This is a genomic window from Mesorhizobium caraganae, from assembly GCF_016836705.1.
Taxonomy (GTDB): Bacteria; Pseudomonadota; Alphaproteobacteria; order Rhizobiales; family Rhizobiaceae; genus Mesorhizobium; species Mesorhizobium caraganae.
This window is the reverse complement of sequence record NZ_JAFCGY010000002.1, coordinates 387122-404213: the sequence shown is the minus strand read 5'-3', so window position 1 is coordinate 404213 and position 17092 is coordinate 387122. Positions and strand designations below refer to the sequence as shown.

Genomic DNA, 17092 nt, shown 5'->3' with positions numbered 1-17092 from the left:
ACACCCTTGGAGCGATAAATGTCACTGGTCAATACTCTCACCTTTCAGCGCATGCCCGAGGCTGGCGGCCCCATCGGCGCCTCGAACACCGAGCAAGGAGGCTGAGACATGTGCCAATCCTGCCTCTCCTGGTACGCACGCTGCATTGCTCCCTACTTCGTCCACGCAGGCTGTTCGGCCAACGCATTCGCGCACATGCGAAAGCGAATGATCCCGCAGGCAGAGGGCATTGTTGTGGAGGTCGGCTTCGGGTCCGGCCTGAACCTTCCCTACTACGACCCGGCCAAGGTGCAGCGGCTGGTGGGCGTCGATCCCGACGGCACGATGCTCGGGTTGGCCGGACCCAAGAGCCGTTCCATGCCTTTCGATGTCGAATGCCTCCGCGCCAGAGGCGAAACCCTGCCGTTGGCCGATGACTTTGCCGACACCGTCGTCGTCACCTACGCTTTCTGCACCATTCCGGACCCTGAGGCGGCGCTAAGTGAAATCCGGCGCATCTTGAAGTCCACGGGCCGGCTGATCTTCATCGAGCACGGCCAAGCAGAGGGGCCGCGTTGCCGCAGGTGGCAGGAGCGCCTGAACCGGACGTGGGGAGGAATCGCCGGCGGCTGCCAGCTCAATCGCAATCCATTGCGCCTGATCAGCGGGTCGGGCTTTCGGCTCGTCCATGATGAGCGCGGACGATTTCCGCTGTCCCTCTGGCATCTGGGAAGTCACCACGCCGGGGTCGCGGTCCCACCGCCAAATTGACGGACTTTCGCGCAGAAGATCAGGTCGCGACTGCCTCGCTCCTCACAGCGTCGCCAGCCGCGAATTGGTCATGGCCTTTCCATAGGCTTGCCGCAGCGTTTGCTTCTCCTCCAGCGCAGCGATGACGCTTGCGGCAAAATCCGTCGCGTACATGTCGGCCAGCCGGGTCAGCCCGCCCGGCGTGAAGACGTTGATCTCCAGAAGTTTGTCGCCGACGATGTCGAGCCCGACCAGGAACATGCCGTCGCCGATCAATTTGGGGCGCACCATTTCGGCTATGCCCAGCATGGTGGCCGTTACCTTGACCTTGCGGGCGGTGCCGGCGGCATGGATGTTGGAGCGGACGTCGCCCTTGGCCGGAACCCGGCGAAAGGCTGCGTACTTGCCGTCGCGCACCAGCGGCAGGCCGTTCATCAGAAACAAGCGGACGTCACCGGCCTTGGCTTCCGGAAGGTAGACCTGCGCGATAAGATAGCCGTCACCGCTGGCCGCCTCGAAAATCTGGTTGAGGTTGGAATCGGTGGGCTTGGCAATATGGAACACGTTTTTGCCACCCGACCCTTGCAGCGGTTTGACGATACAGCCCTTCGGCTGTTTGTCGATGAAGGCGCGGATCTCGGCGATGCTGCGCGATATCAGGCTCGCCGGCCTGACCGCTTCGGGGAAAGACTGCAAATAGAGCTTGCTCTGTGCCTGCGCCAGACCGCCCGGATCGTTGACGACGATGGTGCCGCGTTCGGCTGCGAGCCGACCGAACATGATGCCGGCATTGGCCGCCCATGGCCGACCGGCGCCATCCAGCGACGGGTCGTTACGCAGAAACAATATGTCGATGTCGCTCATGGCGACGGTCTTCTTCTGCTTCGCGGCAGCCTGCAGGGCAGCATGAAGCTTGCCTGATGTCTTGTAGGCAGCATCGGGCAGAGCCGTCACGCTGACGGCCAGATCATCATTAGGGCGCAGGATGAAATCGCCCGGCTCGACATAGACGACGGAATGACCGCGCTGGACGGCCGCCAGCGCCAACGCCGTCGTCGTGTATCCCGGCGTCTCGGTTTCAATGGAATTGACGAAGAACGCAATGCGCATTGTGGAGCCCCTCAGCTTTCAACCATATCGATCGGATCGATTCCCGCCATCGCTTTCCTGAGGCGCGGCCGCGCCGCGTCGGAAGAGAGGAACGCAGGTTCGAGGCGCGGCGCTCGTAGCAGACCGCGTGCGTTGAGTTCCTGGATCGCGCCGAAATGCGCGGCGGCGATCTTGCCGATCCAGAACGGCGTTAGGCTGCCGCCATTCCTCAAGTGATCGAGGATCTGCAACAGGCCGCGCAGATAGATGGCGTCCTTTGCAAGACCGCCGCCTCTGTAGACGCGCAGAATGACGTTGAAGGCCTCGCGATCATCGAGATCCCTGCGCAGACTGCGGAAGGCTTCCTCGAATGTTGCCCCCTCGAGCATCGCCTGACAGGCGATCACTCTCGCTGCAATCAGGCGCAAACGCGCCGCGGTCATGCCGCCGACCAGATACTCCGCCAGCACGGCCAGTCCCTCCTGCATGCCTTCATAGCCGGCGAGCCCGCTACAGAAGATGGCGAGCCCCTGCGCGGCGCCGTTGAAATAGGTCAGCAGATGAACACCGATCTCATGGCTGAGCAGCGCCGTCAGACGCTCCGGCGGAAGGTTGGTATCGCGCGACACCAGCAACCGGCTTCGCGAGACCAGCAGGCCGGCCGGCAGGTCGCCGCGGATCTCCACCGAAGCCTCGAAATCGGGATAGGCGGCCCGGTATCCGGCGATCATGTCGCGCGCGGCGGCGGCAACGGCGTCGGCATCGAGGCCCTTCTGCCGGGCGGCCGAGGCAACGCGCGGGAGCTTTTCGAGAATAGCGCGCGCCCTCGCCGCCAGGCTCGGTTCGACACTGCCATACAGGGCTCGCCCGAGTTCGACGAATCGCGGCGTCTCGCGTGCCGCGAGCATCGACAGCTGGAGATCGAGCTCCTGCTGCTTTTCGGAGAGCAGCCTGGTCAGGAGCGTATCTTCCAGATGATCGAGCGAGATCGAATAGAGCCTCCGCTTCTGGTCGGCGACCTCAAGCTCGAGCGGCCGGTAAAGCAGTGCGGGCACACGCTCGAAAGCGCCTGCCTGGAATTCCCGCCAGGCGGGTTCGGCATTGATCGGTGTGACGGCCAGCAGAAAATCGAAGGTCGACGCGACATTGTCGATCGCACGGTCGGCGCGCGCGACAGCGTCGATATAGGCGCGGCGACCGAGGGAACGATGGGTCGCCGGTTGTTCCAGGCTCGATGCCTTCAGGAAGGCACTGACGGCCTGAAGCGCGGAATCGACCATGTTGGCGACGACGAGATCGTGGAGTTCGGGGTAGACGCGCTTGGTGCCGGGCACCCTGTAGATCGGTGCGAAGCGCACCGTCAGGCACGCCACATCACCGGGATCGTCCCAGAGCCGTGCTTCGGCACGTGTGGTGGGACTGAGCTCGTCGACGCGGGGCGTGCGGTATTTGGCTTCACGCGCGGATGCAGCATCGGCGAAGCGCTTGCGCGCCGCCTTCTCCGGCGCCGTGCTGCCGCAGGCCAGCGCAATCTCGAAAGGCGGCAGGAATGGAACATCCTCGGTCAGGAACCGGTCTTCGGCCAACTCGCCGATGTCCAGCAAGAGGAACGCGCCGCAGTGATCGTGTAGCCGGCCCGCCACCAGCCGCGCGACCTCGCCGGCAAGCTCGATGTCGGCGGCGATCAGATAGGAGGCGTTGGCGGAGACGGCATGGAATGCGGCGTCCTGATGCGAGCCGACATGGACACACAGAAAGGGCAGCGGCCGATCGATGTGCAAACGATTGCCGTTGCCGAACTCGCGGCGGATCGGCTTGCCGACGCGGAAAAGCGCGCCAAGGTCCGCTTCGATTTGCAGCAGTGGAGATGTGGACTCGACAAGCTTGGGCTTCATCGCATGGCCCGCAGCGCCTTTGCCAGGACAGGCACAGTCGACGCCAGTATGGCGCGCAGTTGATCGATTGCTGTCCAGTCGGGTTCGCCGCTCCATTCGTCCATGAAGATTTTCTTGAACTCCACCGCGATTGCACAGCCGGTCTGTGGAAAATTGGTGTGGACGAAACGCGTCTGTTCGCCCTTGCCCTGGAAGGACACGTTTTCGCGCACGTCGATCGGCTCGCCGTTGAGCTGGTGGCCGCGAAGCGTTTCGATGAACGCATCGACGACCGGCGCCCAGCGCTCGCGGTCCATGGAAGACGTCCCGATGTTGATGTCGGGCGCGAGATCGCGAGATGTCGGCTGGGCCTGCGGCCCATCGCGGCGGTGATTGTAGCTGTGGACGTCGACGAGAACGAACCGGCCATAGCGCTTCTCGATATCGGCGAGGACACGCTTCAGCTCACTGTAGAAGGCGTCGTGAAAGGACAGAGACTCCTTCACGATGGTCTCGGCCGGCAACTCCCGCCAGACTTTGAGCCCCCAGGACTGGTCCGGCGACAAGTAGACGGCAGCGTCGCGCGCGCGGTTCAGATCGACCTGGAAGCGCGACCGATGAACGATGATCCGGGTCGGGAAATCGGCGATGAAGCGCTCAGTGAACGGATCTTCCTCTCGAAGCCGGTCTGGATCAGAAAGACACATAAGCCCTCGGCAAGCACTGCCAACGTCGGTGCCGCTGTGGATGGCTGTACCGACGACAGGACCGTCTCCGAGCTTGATCGTCCAGCCCGATCCGCCCGTATCGGTGTTGGAAATCGTCTTGTTCATGCTCCGAAATGCGCGGAGCGTGCGGACGGTTCCGCTTCGTGTCGAAAGCGGCCTTCAGTCGAACGTCGCCAGCGGCTCGGCTTTGATCTCGACCCAGTCACAGCGCCGGCTGTCGTGGTAGAAGGACTGGAAGGGCGGCGGGAAGGACGGGTCGGCGAAGGCGCCGACGGGAATGGCGATCACGCCGGGCTGCGTGTCGATCCGGTAGTGGACGCTGGCGCCGCACTCTGGGCAGAAATTGTAGATGATGCGGCCGCCCTGATCGCCCGTGCGGGTGAACTGCTTCGCCCGTCCCTCGATCGATACATCGCCTTCCGCAAACCGGACATTGTAGCTGAAGGCGCTGCCGGTGCGGCGCTTGCAGTCTAGGCAATGGCAGACCGAGATGCGCACCGGCTCGCCCGTACAGGTTGCTGACAGCTGGCCGCAGAGACATTGCGCGCGCCGCGTGACCATGGCTTGCTCCTCCCCTTCACATCACTGCGTGTCGGCGCTGGCCCTCAACTCCGTACGCTTCTCGTCCGACACGACAGCCAGATCCAGCACCTTTTGCAGTTCGGCAGCGTGGTGGAACGAAGGTTCGGCCTGCACACCGCTTCTGACGGCATCGACAAAGCGCTGGTAGTTCGACGGCACAGTGCCGGCGTCGAGGGTCTCCCATTTGGCGCTCTCGATGTCGTCGCCGATGCACGCCTTCAGCTCCGAGCCCTCGAGATTGTGCACGACCTCGACGCCGCCCTTGTCACCATAGATGCGCAGGCGCAGTTCGTTCATATGGCCGGTCGCCCAGCGGCTGGCATGCACCACGCCGAAGGCGCCGTTGGAAAAATCCAGTGTCATGGCGAAACTGTCATTGGCGTCGAGGTCGTATTCGCCGATGCGGTTGCCCGGTGCCTTGTCGAAGGCGCGCAGCCGGCAGAAGACATGGTCGATGTCGAGCGCCGCGCCATAGCTGGCGAAATCGAGGATGTGGATGCCGACATCGCCGAGCACACCATTGGAGCCGTGGCCGCGCGACAGCCGCCACAGCCATTTCGGATCGGTGCGCCAGTCGCCCCAGAATTTCGACACCAGCCAGCTCTGCAGATAGGAGGCCTCGACGTGGCGGACGGTGCCGATCTCGCCGGCCAGCACCATCTGCCGCGCCTTTTGCAAGGGAGCAACGTTGCGATAGGTGAGGTTGACCATGTTGACGATGCCAGCGGCTTGCGCCGCGTCAGCCATCTCGCTCGCCTTGCCGAAGTTTTCGGCGAGCGGCTTTTCGCACAGCACCGGCTTGCCGGCCGCGATCAGCGCCATGGTCGTCGGATGGTGGATACGGTCAGGCGTGACGTTGGCCACCGCATCGAAGCCGCCCCAGTCGAGCGCTGCCTCCAACGAGGTGAAGCGTTTCGGGATCTTGAAGCCGTCGGCGAATTCGCCGGCGCGCTTTTCATCGACATCGACAGCGCCGACGATCTCGACGCCATCAATGGCGCCAAAGCGGCGGGCATGCTCCTGTGCCATCCAGCCGGTACCCAATATCAAAAGCCGCATTTTTGCACTCCGAGCGAAATTGGTTCGATTCAATGAAATGAGCCGAATGTGGTCCAAGCGTTGTTCATACGCAACTCCAGACGGAAAGCCGCTGCGCCTTTTCCTGGGGTTGTTTTAGCGGAAACCCGCCTCGCCCGAGGCGTGCAGCTTGCCGCCGCGCTCGACGATGGTCTCCAGCGCCTTGTCGACCGGCACATTCGGCGCATCGAGGATCGCCGACTTGGTACCTTGCGGGTTGTGCGCCCACTTCACAGCGTTGCGCAGCACCTTGTGCACTGTGGCATCGTGATAGGTCGGATAGGTCTCATGTCCGGGGCGGAAGTAGAAGACGTTGCCGGCGCCGCGACGGTAGGTCAGCCCTGAGCGGAACACCTCGCCGCCCTGGAACCAGGAGATGAAGACCGTCTCCAGCGGCTCCGGCACGGCGAACTGCTCGCCATACATTTCTTCGTTCTCGAGCTCGAAATACTCACTGATGCCTTCGGCGATCGGATGGCTGGGGCTGGTCACCCAGAGCCGCTCGCGCTCGCCGGCCTCGCGCCATTTCAGCGTGCAGGGCGTGCCCATCAGCCGCTTGAAGATTTTCGAGAAATGGCCGGAATGCAGAACGATCAGCCCCATGCCTTCAAAGACGCGGCGGGCGACGCGTTCGACCACTTCGTCGGCAACGGCGCCATGGTCCTTGTGACCCCACCAGACCAGCACGTCGGTCTCGGCCAGACGATCGGCCGACAGGCCATGCTCGGGCTGTTCGAGTGTGGCGGTCGAGGCGGAGATCGCCTTGTCGGTGTTCAGCGCCTTGGCGATGGTCGTGTGCATGCCCTCGGGATAGAGGGCGGCGACCACTTCATTGGTCCGCTCATGGATATTCTCGCCCCAAACGACAGCGCGTATTGTCATGATGTCCTCGTGGAATTCCAGCCGATCCGCCGCGATCAGTCATAGACTGCCGGGCGTGGAAAAGGGAATAGGCAGTGGGGAATAGGCAATAGGGCAGGAACAAGGAAAAAGCGCGGGGAGACTTCCTCCCCTACTGCCTACTGCCTACTGCCTACTGCCTACTGCCCTACTGCCTACGCTCCCCGCCCATCCTGGGCGACCCGCGTCAGCGGCTTGGTCAGGCGCGGCACGACGACAAGGCGCTTGATCTTGCCCTTCTTGTAGGCGGAGAGGAAGCGCGCATAGTCCTTGAAGACAACGCAGCCGTTTGATTCCGCGCGGCCGCCGCGCAGCATGTAGGTGTGGGCGAGCAGGCCATCGCGACCGTATTTGTTCCGGCCGTCGACTGGGGTGAGACGAAGCGCCTCAACGCCGTGGAAGCGGGATTCACGCAGCTTCAGATCATAGGTGTTGGGCGGCGTCGGGCCGACATTTTTCTTGTGGACGAAACGCGGCTGGTCGACCATCGAGCCTAGCCCCGAATGGGCCTCGAGCCGCGAGCCATCGGGCATGTAGACGGTCTTGGCCGAGATGTCGTAGACGGCGACGCCGCCGCCCATTCCGGGCGTGGCGAACAGATCCTTGAACGCGCGGCCGACACCGCCAGCCGGGACATCCGGTGTGGCATAGGCCAGCATCTCGCCGGCTTGCGCCTTCACCCGCTTGCCCGGCTTGGTGCGGATGGTCTCGCTGCCTGGCACGCCCGGCAGTGCGGCGACGTCCTGGGAATTGCGCGGCGAGCGCGGCGACACAATGCCCGGCGACTGGGGTGCCGCGGTCTCGGCCGCCCGGTCGGTCTGTGGCTTGGCCGCCTGAGGCTTGGCCGCTTGCGCCTTGGGCTTGCTGGGCGCCTCTGCAGGCTGAGCGGTTTCGGCGCGCGGACGCCGACCCGGCAGTGCAATGTTGTCGGGCAGATCATCCTGCGGCGGCAGCGAGGCCACCTGAACCTCGGCCTGCTCAGGATTTTGCGCTTCGACGATTGCCGCGACGGCCGGCGGCGGCGCCAGCATGTCGGCGCCCTGATCCGGCAAGGTGTTGGCCAGCGCCAACGCCAGGCGCGACGAGCGTTCGATCTCGGCCACTTCCGGCCCAAAGCGCTCCGAGGCCGGGCCATTCTGGTCGGGCATGCGGACTTCGGCGAAACGGGCAGCGGCCGGAAGGCTGGCAAGCATGAAGGGCGCATTCGAGGCCTTGGCGAAGGCGGCAGCCAGCTTTTGCGGCGACAGCTTTGCCTTGGCCACCACGCCGTCGAAGCGCGCATCGCGCGGGGTGACAAGTGCGATGCTGGTGTTTTGCGCCGTACCGATGTTTTGCGCGACATCGGCATTCGAGGCATGCGCGGCCGGCTTCAGCCGAGCCGTCTTGCCGTCATGCGCGAAGCTCGCGGCGGCGCGCCTGCAGCCGGCGTCGCATTGGCTGAGCAGCAATGCCTGTAATTTTTGTGCCGAAAGCCGCGGCGCCCACGAATTGGCAAGGCTGCGGCGCGAATCGGCCAGCGCGGCGTTTGGCAGAAGCAGGCTTTGCGGCAAGGTGTTGGAAGCGGCAGTGAGCGAGGTTCCCAGCGAATAGAGGCCGGCCATGGTCCCCACCGACCACAGCGCAAGGGCCGCGCCGATAACCGGCACCACCACCCAGCGCTGGCCGGATCTCTTCGAAGTCAAATCCCGTTCAGGATTGTCGCCCCGGTCTTTCAAACGCAAAAACGCCATACAACCACTCTCAATCGGCATGCAGGCTTGCGACCCTCGCATCCGTGACATCCACAGTTCGCTGGTGCCCCCTGCACCTTTCGCGTCTGTTGCCGATTGAATCAAAAGATGGACAAAGTTGGTTAACCAATCCCTCCACCGGTCGCACATTGTGCGGCGGTCGATACGAAAAAGAGCCCTCCATGGTCTGCGCCACGGTAGAAATGCTCTCCCTCACCTGTGCTTTGCTGCCCGTTTTTGCGATCCAAGTCAAGGAAACGCTGCGTCAGGTCTCTGCAAGCCCGCGCTGATTGCCCGCCGATCGGCTGTTTCAAGCAGTTGACCTTCCGGTGGCTGGAAGGTCTATCCGCTCAGAGACAGAGGCCTCCGACCACGGATATTTACCGATGAGTATCGGCACCACGACAGAAGAATCCGACCTGAAGTCGAACCCCTGCTGCGGCTGGCTTATCACGGTTGGATGGGGCGGCGAGGACATTGCACCGTGAGGTGGACTGTGAAAGCGGCGCTGCTGTGGCTCGTCTGCGCCCTCACGATGGCCGCCTCTGCCGGCGATGGACCGATCGTGACGGCACGGCAGGCGTCGATGAAGGAGATGGCGGCGGCGGCGAAAACCATCGCCGGCATGTTTGACGGCAGACAAGCCTACGACGCCGCGACGTTCAAGGCGGCGGCGCAAACCCTTCGCGCACGCACCGGCCCTGCCCTGATTGCCGAGTTTCCGAGCGCCTCGCTTGGGCCACCTTCGCAGGCCAGGCTGGAGATCGATCAGTCGCGGGCGGAATTCGAGGCGCTGGCAAATCACATCGGGACGCTGGCCGACGCGCTGGCCGCCAAGGCCGAGCACGCGCCTGAAAGCATCACCGACGACATGCGCATGGGGGCCGGCCTGGCAATGGGCGGCGGCAGCCTGCTCGGCAAGCGCGCGATGCCGGCGGAAGCCGATCCGGCCAAACTGCCGGCGGAGCATATCCTGCATCTCATCCTGCAGGATTGCTCGAACTGTCATTCGAAGTTCCGGCAAAAGGTGCAGTGAGCACCCGGCGGAGCGACCCCCTTTGCGGGTCTGCGCCAGAGCCGCTTGGCATACAAGTAAATTCGTTTGTGCTAATATATTCCCGGTCGTGCATATCCATGCATGACGAGCATCGGGAGGATGCGATGAAAACCATGAATCGCAGGTCTGCAATTGCCCTCGGTCTGACGACCGCCGCGGTAACGCCTTTGTTCACTCTGGCGGCATCCGCAAAAATCAAGAAATACGGCCCGAAAGAGGGTAAGGAGATTGCGCCCGGTGTCAGGATGGTTGAGGTCGGCACCGGCAATGCAGACATTCCCGCCTACAAGAGCATCGCAATTGTCGACGTGGTGTTTCAGCCCGGAGCACACGCGCCTCAGTCGGTGATGGACAACGACATGGTGTGCACCATCACCTCAGGTGCATTCACGATCAAGAAAGCCGACAAGGAATTCAAGCTCAAGGTGGGCGACATGTATACGTGCGCCAAGGGCAAGACCGACGAATCGACGAATACAAGCAAGGAGGTCGGCGTGCATCGCATCGCCGTATTGATACCTGCATAGCAGATGGGATTCCGGCCGGACGGGCGGTTGCACGCCGTCGCGAGTCCGGCCGGGCCAGACGAGGCGACCGCGTTCCGTCGTCAGCGCGGCCATCTCACGCCAGCCACTCCCTGATCGCCGGGCGGGCGAGAACGGCGCGCATCCGATCCTCGGCGTCCTTGACGGCTGGCGCCATCGGTGCGCGGGTTGGACCGCAATCGACACCGATGACCCGGAAGGCCGCTTTCATACCCGGCAGCACGCCGGTTTCGAGCAGCACTTCGACGAAATCCTGCGACACCATCTGCAGGGTTTTCGCCCGCAGCAGATCACCGTCACGGACCGCCTGGTCAACCGCCACATAGAGCCGTCCAAGCAGATTGTAGGTGGTGCCGATGCCGCCTTCGGTGCCGAGCATGCCGGCAGCGGCGTAGATCTCATCGAAGCCGTAGAAGAACAGCTTTTGCGGCTGCCGCTTGCGCAGCTGCGAATATTTGAACAAGTCGGTGGAGGTGTATTTGATGCCGACGACATTGCCGAGGTCGAGCAGCCTGACCAGCAGCGCCAGCGGCAAGGGACGGCCAGTGCGTAACGGGATCTCGTAGACGATCAGCGGCAGGTCGGTCGCCGCCGCCAGCGCCTGGTAGTAACCGAAAACCTCCTCGTCGGAGAACGGATAGGAATGCGGCGGCAGCGCCGACAGCGCGTGATAGCCGAGCTTTTTCGCGTGCCGCGCGAGGCGGATGGAATCGCGCAGGTTCGGCATACCGACATGAGCGATCAGGTTTACCCCTGCCCCCGCGGCGCCTGTAAAGACCACTTCCTGCTGCGCCAACAATTCGTCCACCGTCAGCAGGCCGGACTCGCCGCTTGAGCCGCCGACATAGAGGCCGGCCAGGCCCTGGCGCAGCACGTAATCGTTGATGTTGCGCTGGCGCTCGGGGTCGAACTCGCCGGCGTCGCTGAGGCCGGTCATCAAGGCGGCATACATGCCCGCCAATTCTCTGGTCATTGCTAAGCCCTCGGTGCTGTCAGGATTGTCTCGGGGAGATCGGCGCCTGAACCACTGATTCCGGTTCCGGCTCTATGGCGTTGTTTCAGCATGATCTTTTTCGACCGCCGACTTGGGTTCGGAGGCATTGGCTAGGCCTCCCCGGCATGGTGGCAGGCGACCAGATGCCGCCCTGTGGTAGTCGAGCCGAAATCGCGCGGTTGCGGATCCACCTTGCTGCATATGTCGGTCGCCTTCGGGCAGCGCGGATGGAAATGGCAGCCGGACGGTGGCTTCGACGGATCAGGCACGCCACCGCCAAGCACGATGCGCCGGCGCGTGCCGCCGGCCTTCGGGTCGGGCACCGGAATCGCCGACAGCAGCGCGCGCGTATAGGGGTGCAGCGGGCTGCCGAACACCGAAGCCGTGGTGCCAATCTCGACGATGCGGCCGAGATACATCACCGCGACGCGGTCGCTGAGATAGCGGATCATGGACAGATCGTGGCCGACAAACAGATAGGTCAGGCCGAGGCGCACCTTCAGGTCGTCAAGCAGGTTGACGATCTGCGCCTGGATCGAGACGTCGAGCGCCGAGATCGGCTCGTCGGCAATGATGAATTTCGGATTGGTGGCAATCGCGCGAGCAATGCCCACGCGCTGGCGCTGGCCGCCGGAGAGCTCGAACGGGTAGCGGTTGCGCAGCGCTTCCCTCAAACCGACCAGCGCCAGCAACTCGCCGACCCTTGCATCGCGCGTGGCGCGGGTGCCGATCTTCTGCGCGCGCAGCCCCTCACCGATGATGCGGCCCACGGTCATGCGCGGATTGAGCGAGCCGAACGGGTTCTGGAACACCATCTGCATGTCGCGGCGGCGCTGCTTCAGCTCTTCGCCCGTCGCACCGGCATAATCCCTGCCCTCGAACACGATGCTGCCGGCGCTTGGCCGCTCGAGACCGAGCACGGCACGGCCTGTCGTTGACTTGCCGCAACCGCTCTCGCCGACCAGCGCCAGTGTCTCACCGCGCAGCACTTCGAAGCTGACGCCGTCGACGGCATGCACCGCGCCGACCTGCCGCCGCAAAACGCCGCGCCGGATGGGGAAATGCACCTTGAGATCGGTAACGGTGAGCAGCGCCTCCTGCCCGGCCGCACCAGCCGGTTTCACCCTTTGAGCGGCGGCGGGCGATCGTGGCAAATGGTCGACCTCGCGCCAGCGCCAGCAGGCAGTAGTGTGGCCGGCGTTGACCGTTTCCAGCGGCGGCTTTTGCTCGCGGCAGCGCGCCTCGGCATAATCGCAGCGCGGCGCGAAGGCACAGAAGGTCGGCGGCAGCGTGACGTTGGGCGGTGTGCCCTTGATCGGCACCAGCCTGGTGTTCTCAGCCGTCAGCGACGGGATCGAGTTCAACAGGCCGATCGTGTAGGGGTGCGTCGTTGTCGAAAAGAGCTCATCGACGTCAGCGCATTCGACGATCGAGCCGGCGTACATCACCGCGACGCGGTCGACGAAGCCGGCGACCAGGCTGAGGTCATGACTGATCCAGATGATCGCCATGCCGAGCTGTTTTTGCAGGCGGCTGACCAGCTCGACGATCTGCGCCTGGATGGTGACGTCGAGCGCCGTGGTCGGCTCGTCGGCGATCAGGATCGACGGCTTGCAGACCAGCGCCATGGCGATGCCGATGCGCTGCAGCTGGCCGCCGGAGAACTGGTGCGGAAAGGCGCGCATGCGCTGCGGCCCGTTGGCGATGCCGACCAGTTCCAGCATGTCGAGCGCCTGGCGTTCGGCCTCGGCCTCGCTCAATTCCTGATGCTCGCGCAGCGCCTCGGTCAGTTGTAGGCCGATGGTCAGCACCGGGTTCAGCGACGACATCGGGTCCTGGAAGATCATGGCGATGTCGCGCCCGCGGATCTGGCGCAATTCGCTGTCGGGAATGGCGAGGAGATCTCGGCCGCGAAACAGCGCGCGGCCCGCGGTGACACGTCCCGGCGGCTTGCGGATCAGGCCCATCAGCGTCTGCACGGTGACGGATTTGCCCGAACCGCTCTCACCGACAATGGCCAGCGACTCGCCCTCGGCAAGCTCGAAGGAGACGTCGTTGACGGCATAAACGGCGCTGCCGTGCGGACCGAACTCGACGCTCAACCCTTGCACGGAAAAGCACCGACTGCTGTCCGATCCCCTTGGTGGTCCTTTCAACGGCAAGTGCGTCGGCGCCCATCATTTGCCGCCCCCGCCCATAATGTGCTGCGGGTCGAGCGCATCGCGCAGGCCATCGCCGACGAAGTTGATGCTGAGCACGGCCATGGCGATCATGGCGCCGGGCGGGATCCACATCCAGGGCTGGCTCTCCAGGATCGACAAAGTGCGCGCATCGCGCAGCATGTTGCCCCAGCTTGCCGCCGGCGCCTGCGCGCCGAGGCCAAGGAAGGAAAGCGAGGCCTCGAGCAGGATGACGGTCGCCACGTCGAGCGTGATCGCCACCAGGATCGGGCTCAGCACATTGGGCAATATGTGTTCGAGAATGATGACCGATGGCGAGGTGCCGAGCGAGCGTGCGGCGAGAATGAATTCCTGGTTGCGCAGCGCCAGGATCTCGCCACGCGTCAGCCGGGCGATGGACGGCCAGCTGAGCAGCCCGATCACCACCATGGTGTTGAAGATGCTCGGTCCGACGACAGCGACGAAAGCGATGATGATGACCAGGCGAGGAAAGGTCAGCACCATGTCGATCAGGCCCATCAGCAAGAGGTCGACCTTGCCGCCGAAATAGCCGGCGACGCAGCCGATGAAGATGCCGATCGCCGCCGAGATCGCCACGGCGACGAAGCCGACCGTCAGCGAGATGCGGCCGCCATAGAGGATGCGGGCAAAGATATCGCGGCCGGTGCCGTCGGTGCCCAGCCAATGCATGCCGCCGGGCGGCTGGTTGCGGCCCCTGAGGTCGATATCGTTTGGCCCGTAATGCGCGATCAGCGGCGCCAAAACGCAAGCGAGCACGATGATGGCGAGCATGATCAGCCCGAGCGTCGCCAGCCGGTGCTGCAGGAAGCGGCGCGCCGCCTCACCCCACAGGCCGCGCGAGGCACCGGCGGCAATGGTCATGTCGGCGGCGGTGGCGTCAGTCATAGCTCACCCTGGGGTCGAGCACGCTGTAGGCCAGGTCGGTGGCGAGGTTGGCCAGCATCACGATGATGGCGGTGATCAGCACGTAGCCCATGATGACGGGGCTGTCCCGGTTGACCACGGAATCGATGAACATCAGGCCGATGCCCGGCCACTGGAAAATGGTCTCGATCACAACCGAGCCGCCGAACAAGGTTGGCAGCGCGAGGCCGAAGACGGTGACCAGCGGGATCAGCGCATTGCGCAGGCCGTGGCGCAGCGTGATGGTGCTGGGACGCAAGCCCTTGGCCTTGGCAGTGCGCATATAGCTCTGGTTCAGCACTTCGAGCATGCCGGCGCGGGCATAGCGCATGAAGATGGCGGCGCGGAACAAAGCGAGCGCCGCCGCCGGAAGGATCAGATGCTTGAGATTGTCGAGCAGCGAAAAACTGTCGCCGGCGGTCGAGATGCCGGACGACGGCAGCCAGCGCAGCTCCAGCGCAAAGACATAGACCAGCAGCAGCCCCATGAAGAAGTCCGGGATGGAGACGCCGACAAAGCCGGCAAGCGTCAGCGAATAGTCCGTGAGCTTGTATTGCCGCAGTGCCGAGATCACGCCGAGTGTGGTCCCGAGAAGGAAGGCTATCAGCAGCGCCACGCCCATCAGCTCCAGCGTCATCGGCAAGCGCTCGCCTATGATCTCGCCGACGCTGCGGCCATTGACGAAGGAGCGGCCGAGATTGCCGTGCAGGATCTGGCCGATCCAGTTGAGGTATTGGACGTAAAGCGGCTGGTCGAGGCCGAGTTCGCCGCGTCGCATGGCGATCAGTTCCTCGCTTGACGGCGCCTCCGCGGTGATCATCGCCAGCACCGCGTCGCCCGGCATGGCATGCGCGATGGCGAAGACGATCACGGTGACGCCGAACAGCACCGGAATGCTGAAGAGCAGTTTTCGCAGGAGATAGCTGAGCACCGGCCTCTCCTATGGTTGAAGGCGGTTCTGAGACATCAGATCGTGAGGCTCGGACAGAGCCTCATCGGCAAGGGCGGTGACTATTTCGCCACTTCCCACTTCTCGACTTCGTTGTAGACCGGGTGATTGAAGATCACGAGCGGCTGTTCCTTGAAGTGCTGAGCCAGGCCGACGATGCGATTGTTGAAGGCCAGCGGCCGCACCTCGTTCCACAGCCAGGCTTTTGGCAGGTCCTGGTTGAGGATGCGCGAGGCTTCCTGATAGCTCGCGGCGCGCACCGCGCGGTCGTTGGATTCCAGCCCCTTGTTGAAGAGTTCGTCGACCTTCGGGTTGCAATAGCCCATGGCGAGAGGCTTGGCGCCGCAGACGACCAGCGGCGAGCCGAGCGAGGGATCGAGCCCCATGCCTTGCGCGAAGAAGCCCATCTGGAAGCTGCCGTCGGCATAGACCTGATTGATCGCCGCCGGGTCGAGCAGGCGCGGCTGGATGTTGACGCCGACCGCGGCCAGATAGCTCTGGATGGCGGTGACGGTGTCGACGTTCATCTGGTCGGAATAGTAGTAGATGAAATCGACCGGCTGGCCGACGTCCCAGCCGGCGTCGGTCAGCAGCTGCTTGGCCTTGTCGGGATTGTAGTCGTAGGCTTCGAGGTCCTTGGCGCGCGCCCAGTCCTGCGGGAACAGCGTGTTCAGGAGTTCGCCGGCGCCTTGCTTGACCGTCTCGATAATGGCCTTGCGGTCGATGGCATAGAGCATCGCCTGGCGCACGCGCACATCGGCGAAGCGCTTGTTCTCCAGGTTGAACTGCAGGTAGGTCGGCAGGCCGGCGGAGAACTTCGGCAGCACGGTGAGATAGTCGAGCTTCTGCAGGCGGGCGAGTTCGGAGACCGGCACGCCGCCGCCCTCATAGGACATGGCGTCGACCTCCTGCGTCTCGAGTGCTGCGATGATCGGCGGCACGTCCTTGTAAATCTGGTAGATGATGCGATCGAGCTTGGGCGCGCCGAGGAAATAGTCGGGATTGCGGTCGACCTCGACATACTGGTCGCTCTCGTATTTCTTCCAGATGAACGGGCCGGTGCCGACACGGTTGACCCAGAAGGCGTTCCCCTTGATGTCGCCGGGTGCGACCTTGCCCAGAATGTGTTCGGGAAAGATGCTGATGGCGATAAGCTGCAGCTCGACCCAGAGCGGCTTGGCGCTGTCGAGCTCGACCTGGACGGTCATGTCATCGAGTGCTTTCACTCCGGCAAGCGAGGAGGCCGAGCCATCCTGGAAAGCCTTGTATCCGGCGACCGCGCCAAGCTTCTGCGCCCAGGGCGAGCCGACCTTGGGGTTGGCGTAGAGGTTGAGGCTGAACACCACGTCCTTGGCGGTGAAGGGCGTGCCGTCATGCCATTTGACGCCGTGGCGCAAGCTGAAGACGTAGGTCTTGCCGCCGTCGGGCGTCTTCCAGCTCTCGGCCAGCATCGGTTGCACGCCGTCGCCCGTCCATTTGATGTGGACGAGGCCCTGCAGGACCGTCTCGTCGAGCCTGTGGCCGCAGGTGGTGTGCAGCGTGCCCATCTCGATGCAACCGGTGCGCATGGCGGAACGGAACGTGCCGCCATCCGCAGCCTTCGCGGCGCCGGCCGCAAAGGTCAGCGCCAGCGCCGACAGAAAGCTCATCAACAGTCTTCTCATGGAATTTTCCTCCCGTTGCTGTCGCCGGCCGAAATCGAGGCGACGCCCCTACTCCAGGTCGATTTCGCGC

At 63.8% G+C, this 17092-nt stretch carries 15 protein-coding genes; 3 read left to right on the top strand and 12 right to left on the bottom strand.

What is annotated here, in order from left to right; genetic code table 11:
* Window positions 1–207: 207 nt before the first annotated feature.
* Window positions 208–750: a class I SAM-dependent methyltransferase gene (locus JQK88_RS09600; protein WP_246501465.1), complete on the top strand. Its 543-nt coding sequence runs from the start codon at window positions 208–210 to the stop codon at window positions 748–750.
* 42 nt (window positions 751–792) lie between these two features.
* On the opposite strand, the gene JQK88_RS09595 is transcribed toward JQK88_RS09600, so the two are convergent.
* The 7 genes from JQK88_RS09595 to JQK88_RS09565 form a co-directional block, all read right to left on the bottom strand.
* Window positions 793–1839 (bottom strand): glutathione synthetase, encoded by a 1047-nt coding sequence (locus JQK88_RS09595; RefSeq protein ID WP_192248631.1) that lies wholly within the window; start codon window positions 1837–1839, stop codon window positions 793–795.
* Between the two features lie 11 nt (window positions 1840–1850).
* Window positions 1851–3713 carry a flavohemoglobin expression-modulating QEGLA motif protein gene (locus JQK88_RS09590; protein WP_203278160.1) on the bottom strand — a complete coding sequence of 621 codons (1863 nt, stop codon included), beginning with the start codon at window positions 3711–3713 and terminating at the stop codon, window positions 1851–1853.
* A complete protein-coding gene (locus JQK88_RS09585) occupies window positions 3710–4525 on the bottom strand; it encodes an N-formylglutamate amidohydrolase (RefSeq protein WP_203278159.1) in 816 nt (271 codons plus the stop codon). Before JQK88_RS09585 ends, JQK88_RS09590 begins: the two co-directional genes overlap by 4 nt.
* A 54-nt stretch (window positions 4526–4579) precedes the next feature.
* Window positions 4580–4981, bottom strand: a complete 402-nt coding sequence (locus tag JQK88_RS09580) for a GFA family protein (RefSeq protein ID WP_203278158.1) — start codon at window positions 4979–4981, stop codon at window positions 4580–4582.
* Window positions 4982–5002: 21 nt separating this feature from the next.
* The gene (locus JQK88_RS09575; protein WP_203278157.1) at window positions 5003–6061 is read right to left on the bottom strand and encodes a Gfo/Idh/MocA family protein; all 1059 of its coding nucleotides are present in this window, start codon (window positions 6059–6061) and stop codon (window positions 5003–5005) included.
* Between the two features lie 114 nt (window positions 6062–6175).
* Window positions 6176–6961 (bottom strand): ThuA domain-containing protein, encoded by a 786-nt coding sequence (locus JQK88_RS09570; protein WP_192248616.1) that lies wholly within the window; start codon window positions 6959–6961, stop codon window positions 6176–6178.
* Window positions 6962–7134: 173 nt separating this feature from the next.
* The gene (locus tag JQK88_RS09565) at window positions 7135–8661 is read right to left on the bottom strand and encodes a DUF2778 domain-containing protein (RefSeq protein ID WP_246749785.1); all 1527 of its coding nucleotides are present in this window, start codon (window positions 8659–8661) and stop codon (window positions 7135–7137) included.
* A 532-nt stretch (window positions 8662–9193) separates the two neighbouring features.
* Between JQK88_RS09565 and JQK88_RS09560 the strand changes: the two genes are divergently transcribed.
* Both JQK88_RS09560 and JQK88_RS09555 read left to right on the top strand, forming a co-directional pair.
* On the top strand, window positions 9194–9745 hold the full coding sequence (locus JQK88_RS09560; RefSeq protein ID WP_312037255.1) for a cytochrome c: 552 nt from the start codon (window positions 9194–9196) through the stop codon (window positions 9743–9745).
* A 125-nt stretch (window positions 9746–9870) separates the two neighbouring features.
* Window positions 9871–10293: a hypothetical protein gene (locus JQK88_RS09555; RefSeq protein ID WP_203278155.1), complete on the top strand. Its 423-nt coding sequence runs from the start codon at window positions 9871–9873 to the stop codon at window positions 10291–10293.
* Between the two features lie 94 nt (window positions 10294–10387).
* Here JQK88_RS09555 and JQK88_RS09550 read toward each other — a convergent pair whose 3' ends face one another.
* The 5 genes from JQK88_RS09550 to JQK88_RS09525 form a co-directional block, all read right to left on the bottom strand.
* The gene (locus JQK88_RS09550; RefSeq protein ID WP_246749784.1) at window positions 10388–11284 is read right to left on the bottom strand and encodes a dihydrodipicolinate synthase family protein; all 897 of its coding nucleotides are present in this window, start codon (window positions 11282–11284) and stop codon (window positions 10388–10390) included.
* Between the two features lie 131 nt (window positions 11285–11415).
* Complete coding sequence (locus JQK88_RS36025; RefSeq protein WP_312037254.1) at window positions 11416–13416, bottom strand: ABC transporter ATP-binding protein; 2001 nt, start codon at window positions 13414–13416, stop codon at window positions 11416–11418.
* A gap of 66 nt (window positions 13417–13482) precedes the next feature.
* Window positions 13483–14391 carry an oligopeptide ABC transporter permease gene (gene opp4C / locus JQK88_RS09535; protein WP_203278154.1) on the bottom strand — a complete coding sequence of 303 codons (909 nt, stop codon included), beginning with the start codon at window positions 14389–14391 and terminating at the stop codon, window positions 13483–13485.
* Window positions 14384–15340 carry an ABC transporter permease gene (locus tag JQK88_RS09530; protein WP_192248602.1) on the bottom strand — a complete coding sequence of 319 codons (957 nt, stop codon included), beginning with the start codon at window positions 15338–15340 and terminating at the stop codon, window positions 14384–14386. The genes opp4C and JQK88_RS09530 overlap by 8 nt, the downstream gene beginning before the upstream one ends.
* Before the next feature lie 80 nt (window positions 15341–15420).
* Window positions 15421–17022 (bottom strand): ABC transporter substrate-binding protein, encoded by a 1602-nt coding sequence (locus tag JQK88_RS09525; protein WP_203278153.1) that lies wholly within the window; start codon window positions 17020–17022, stop codon window positions 15421–15423.
* Between the last annotated feature and the right edge of the window lie 70 nt (window positions 17023–17092).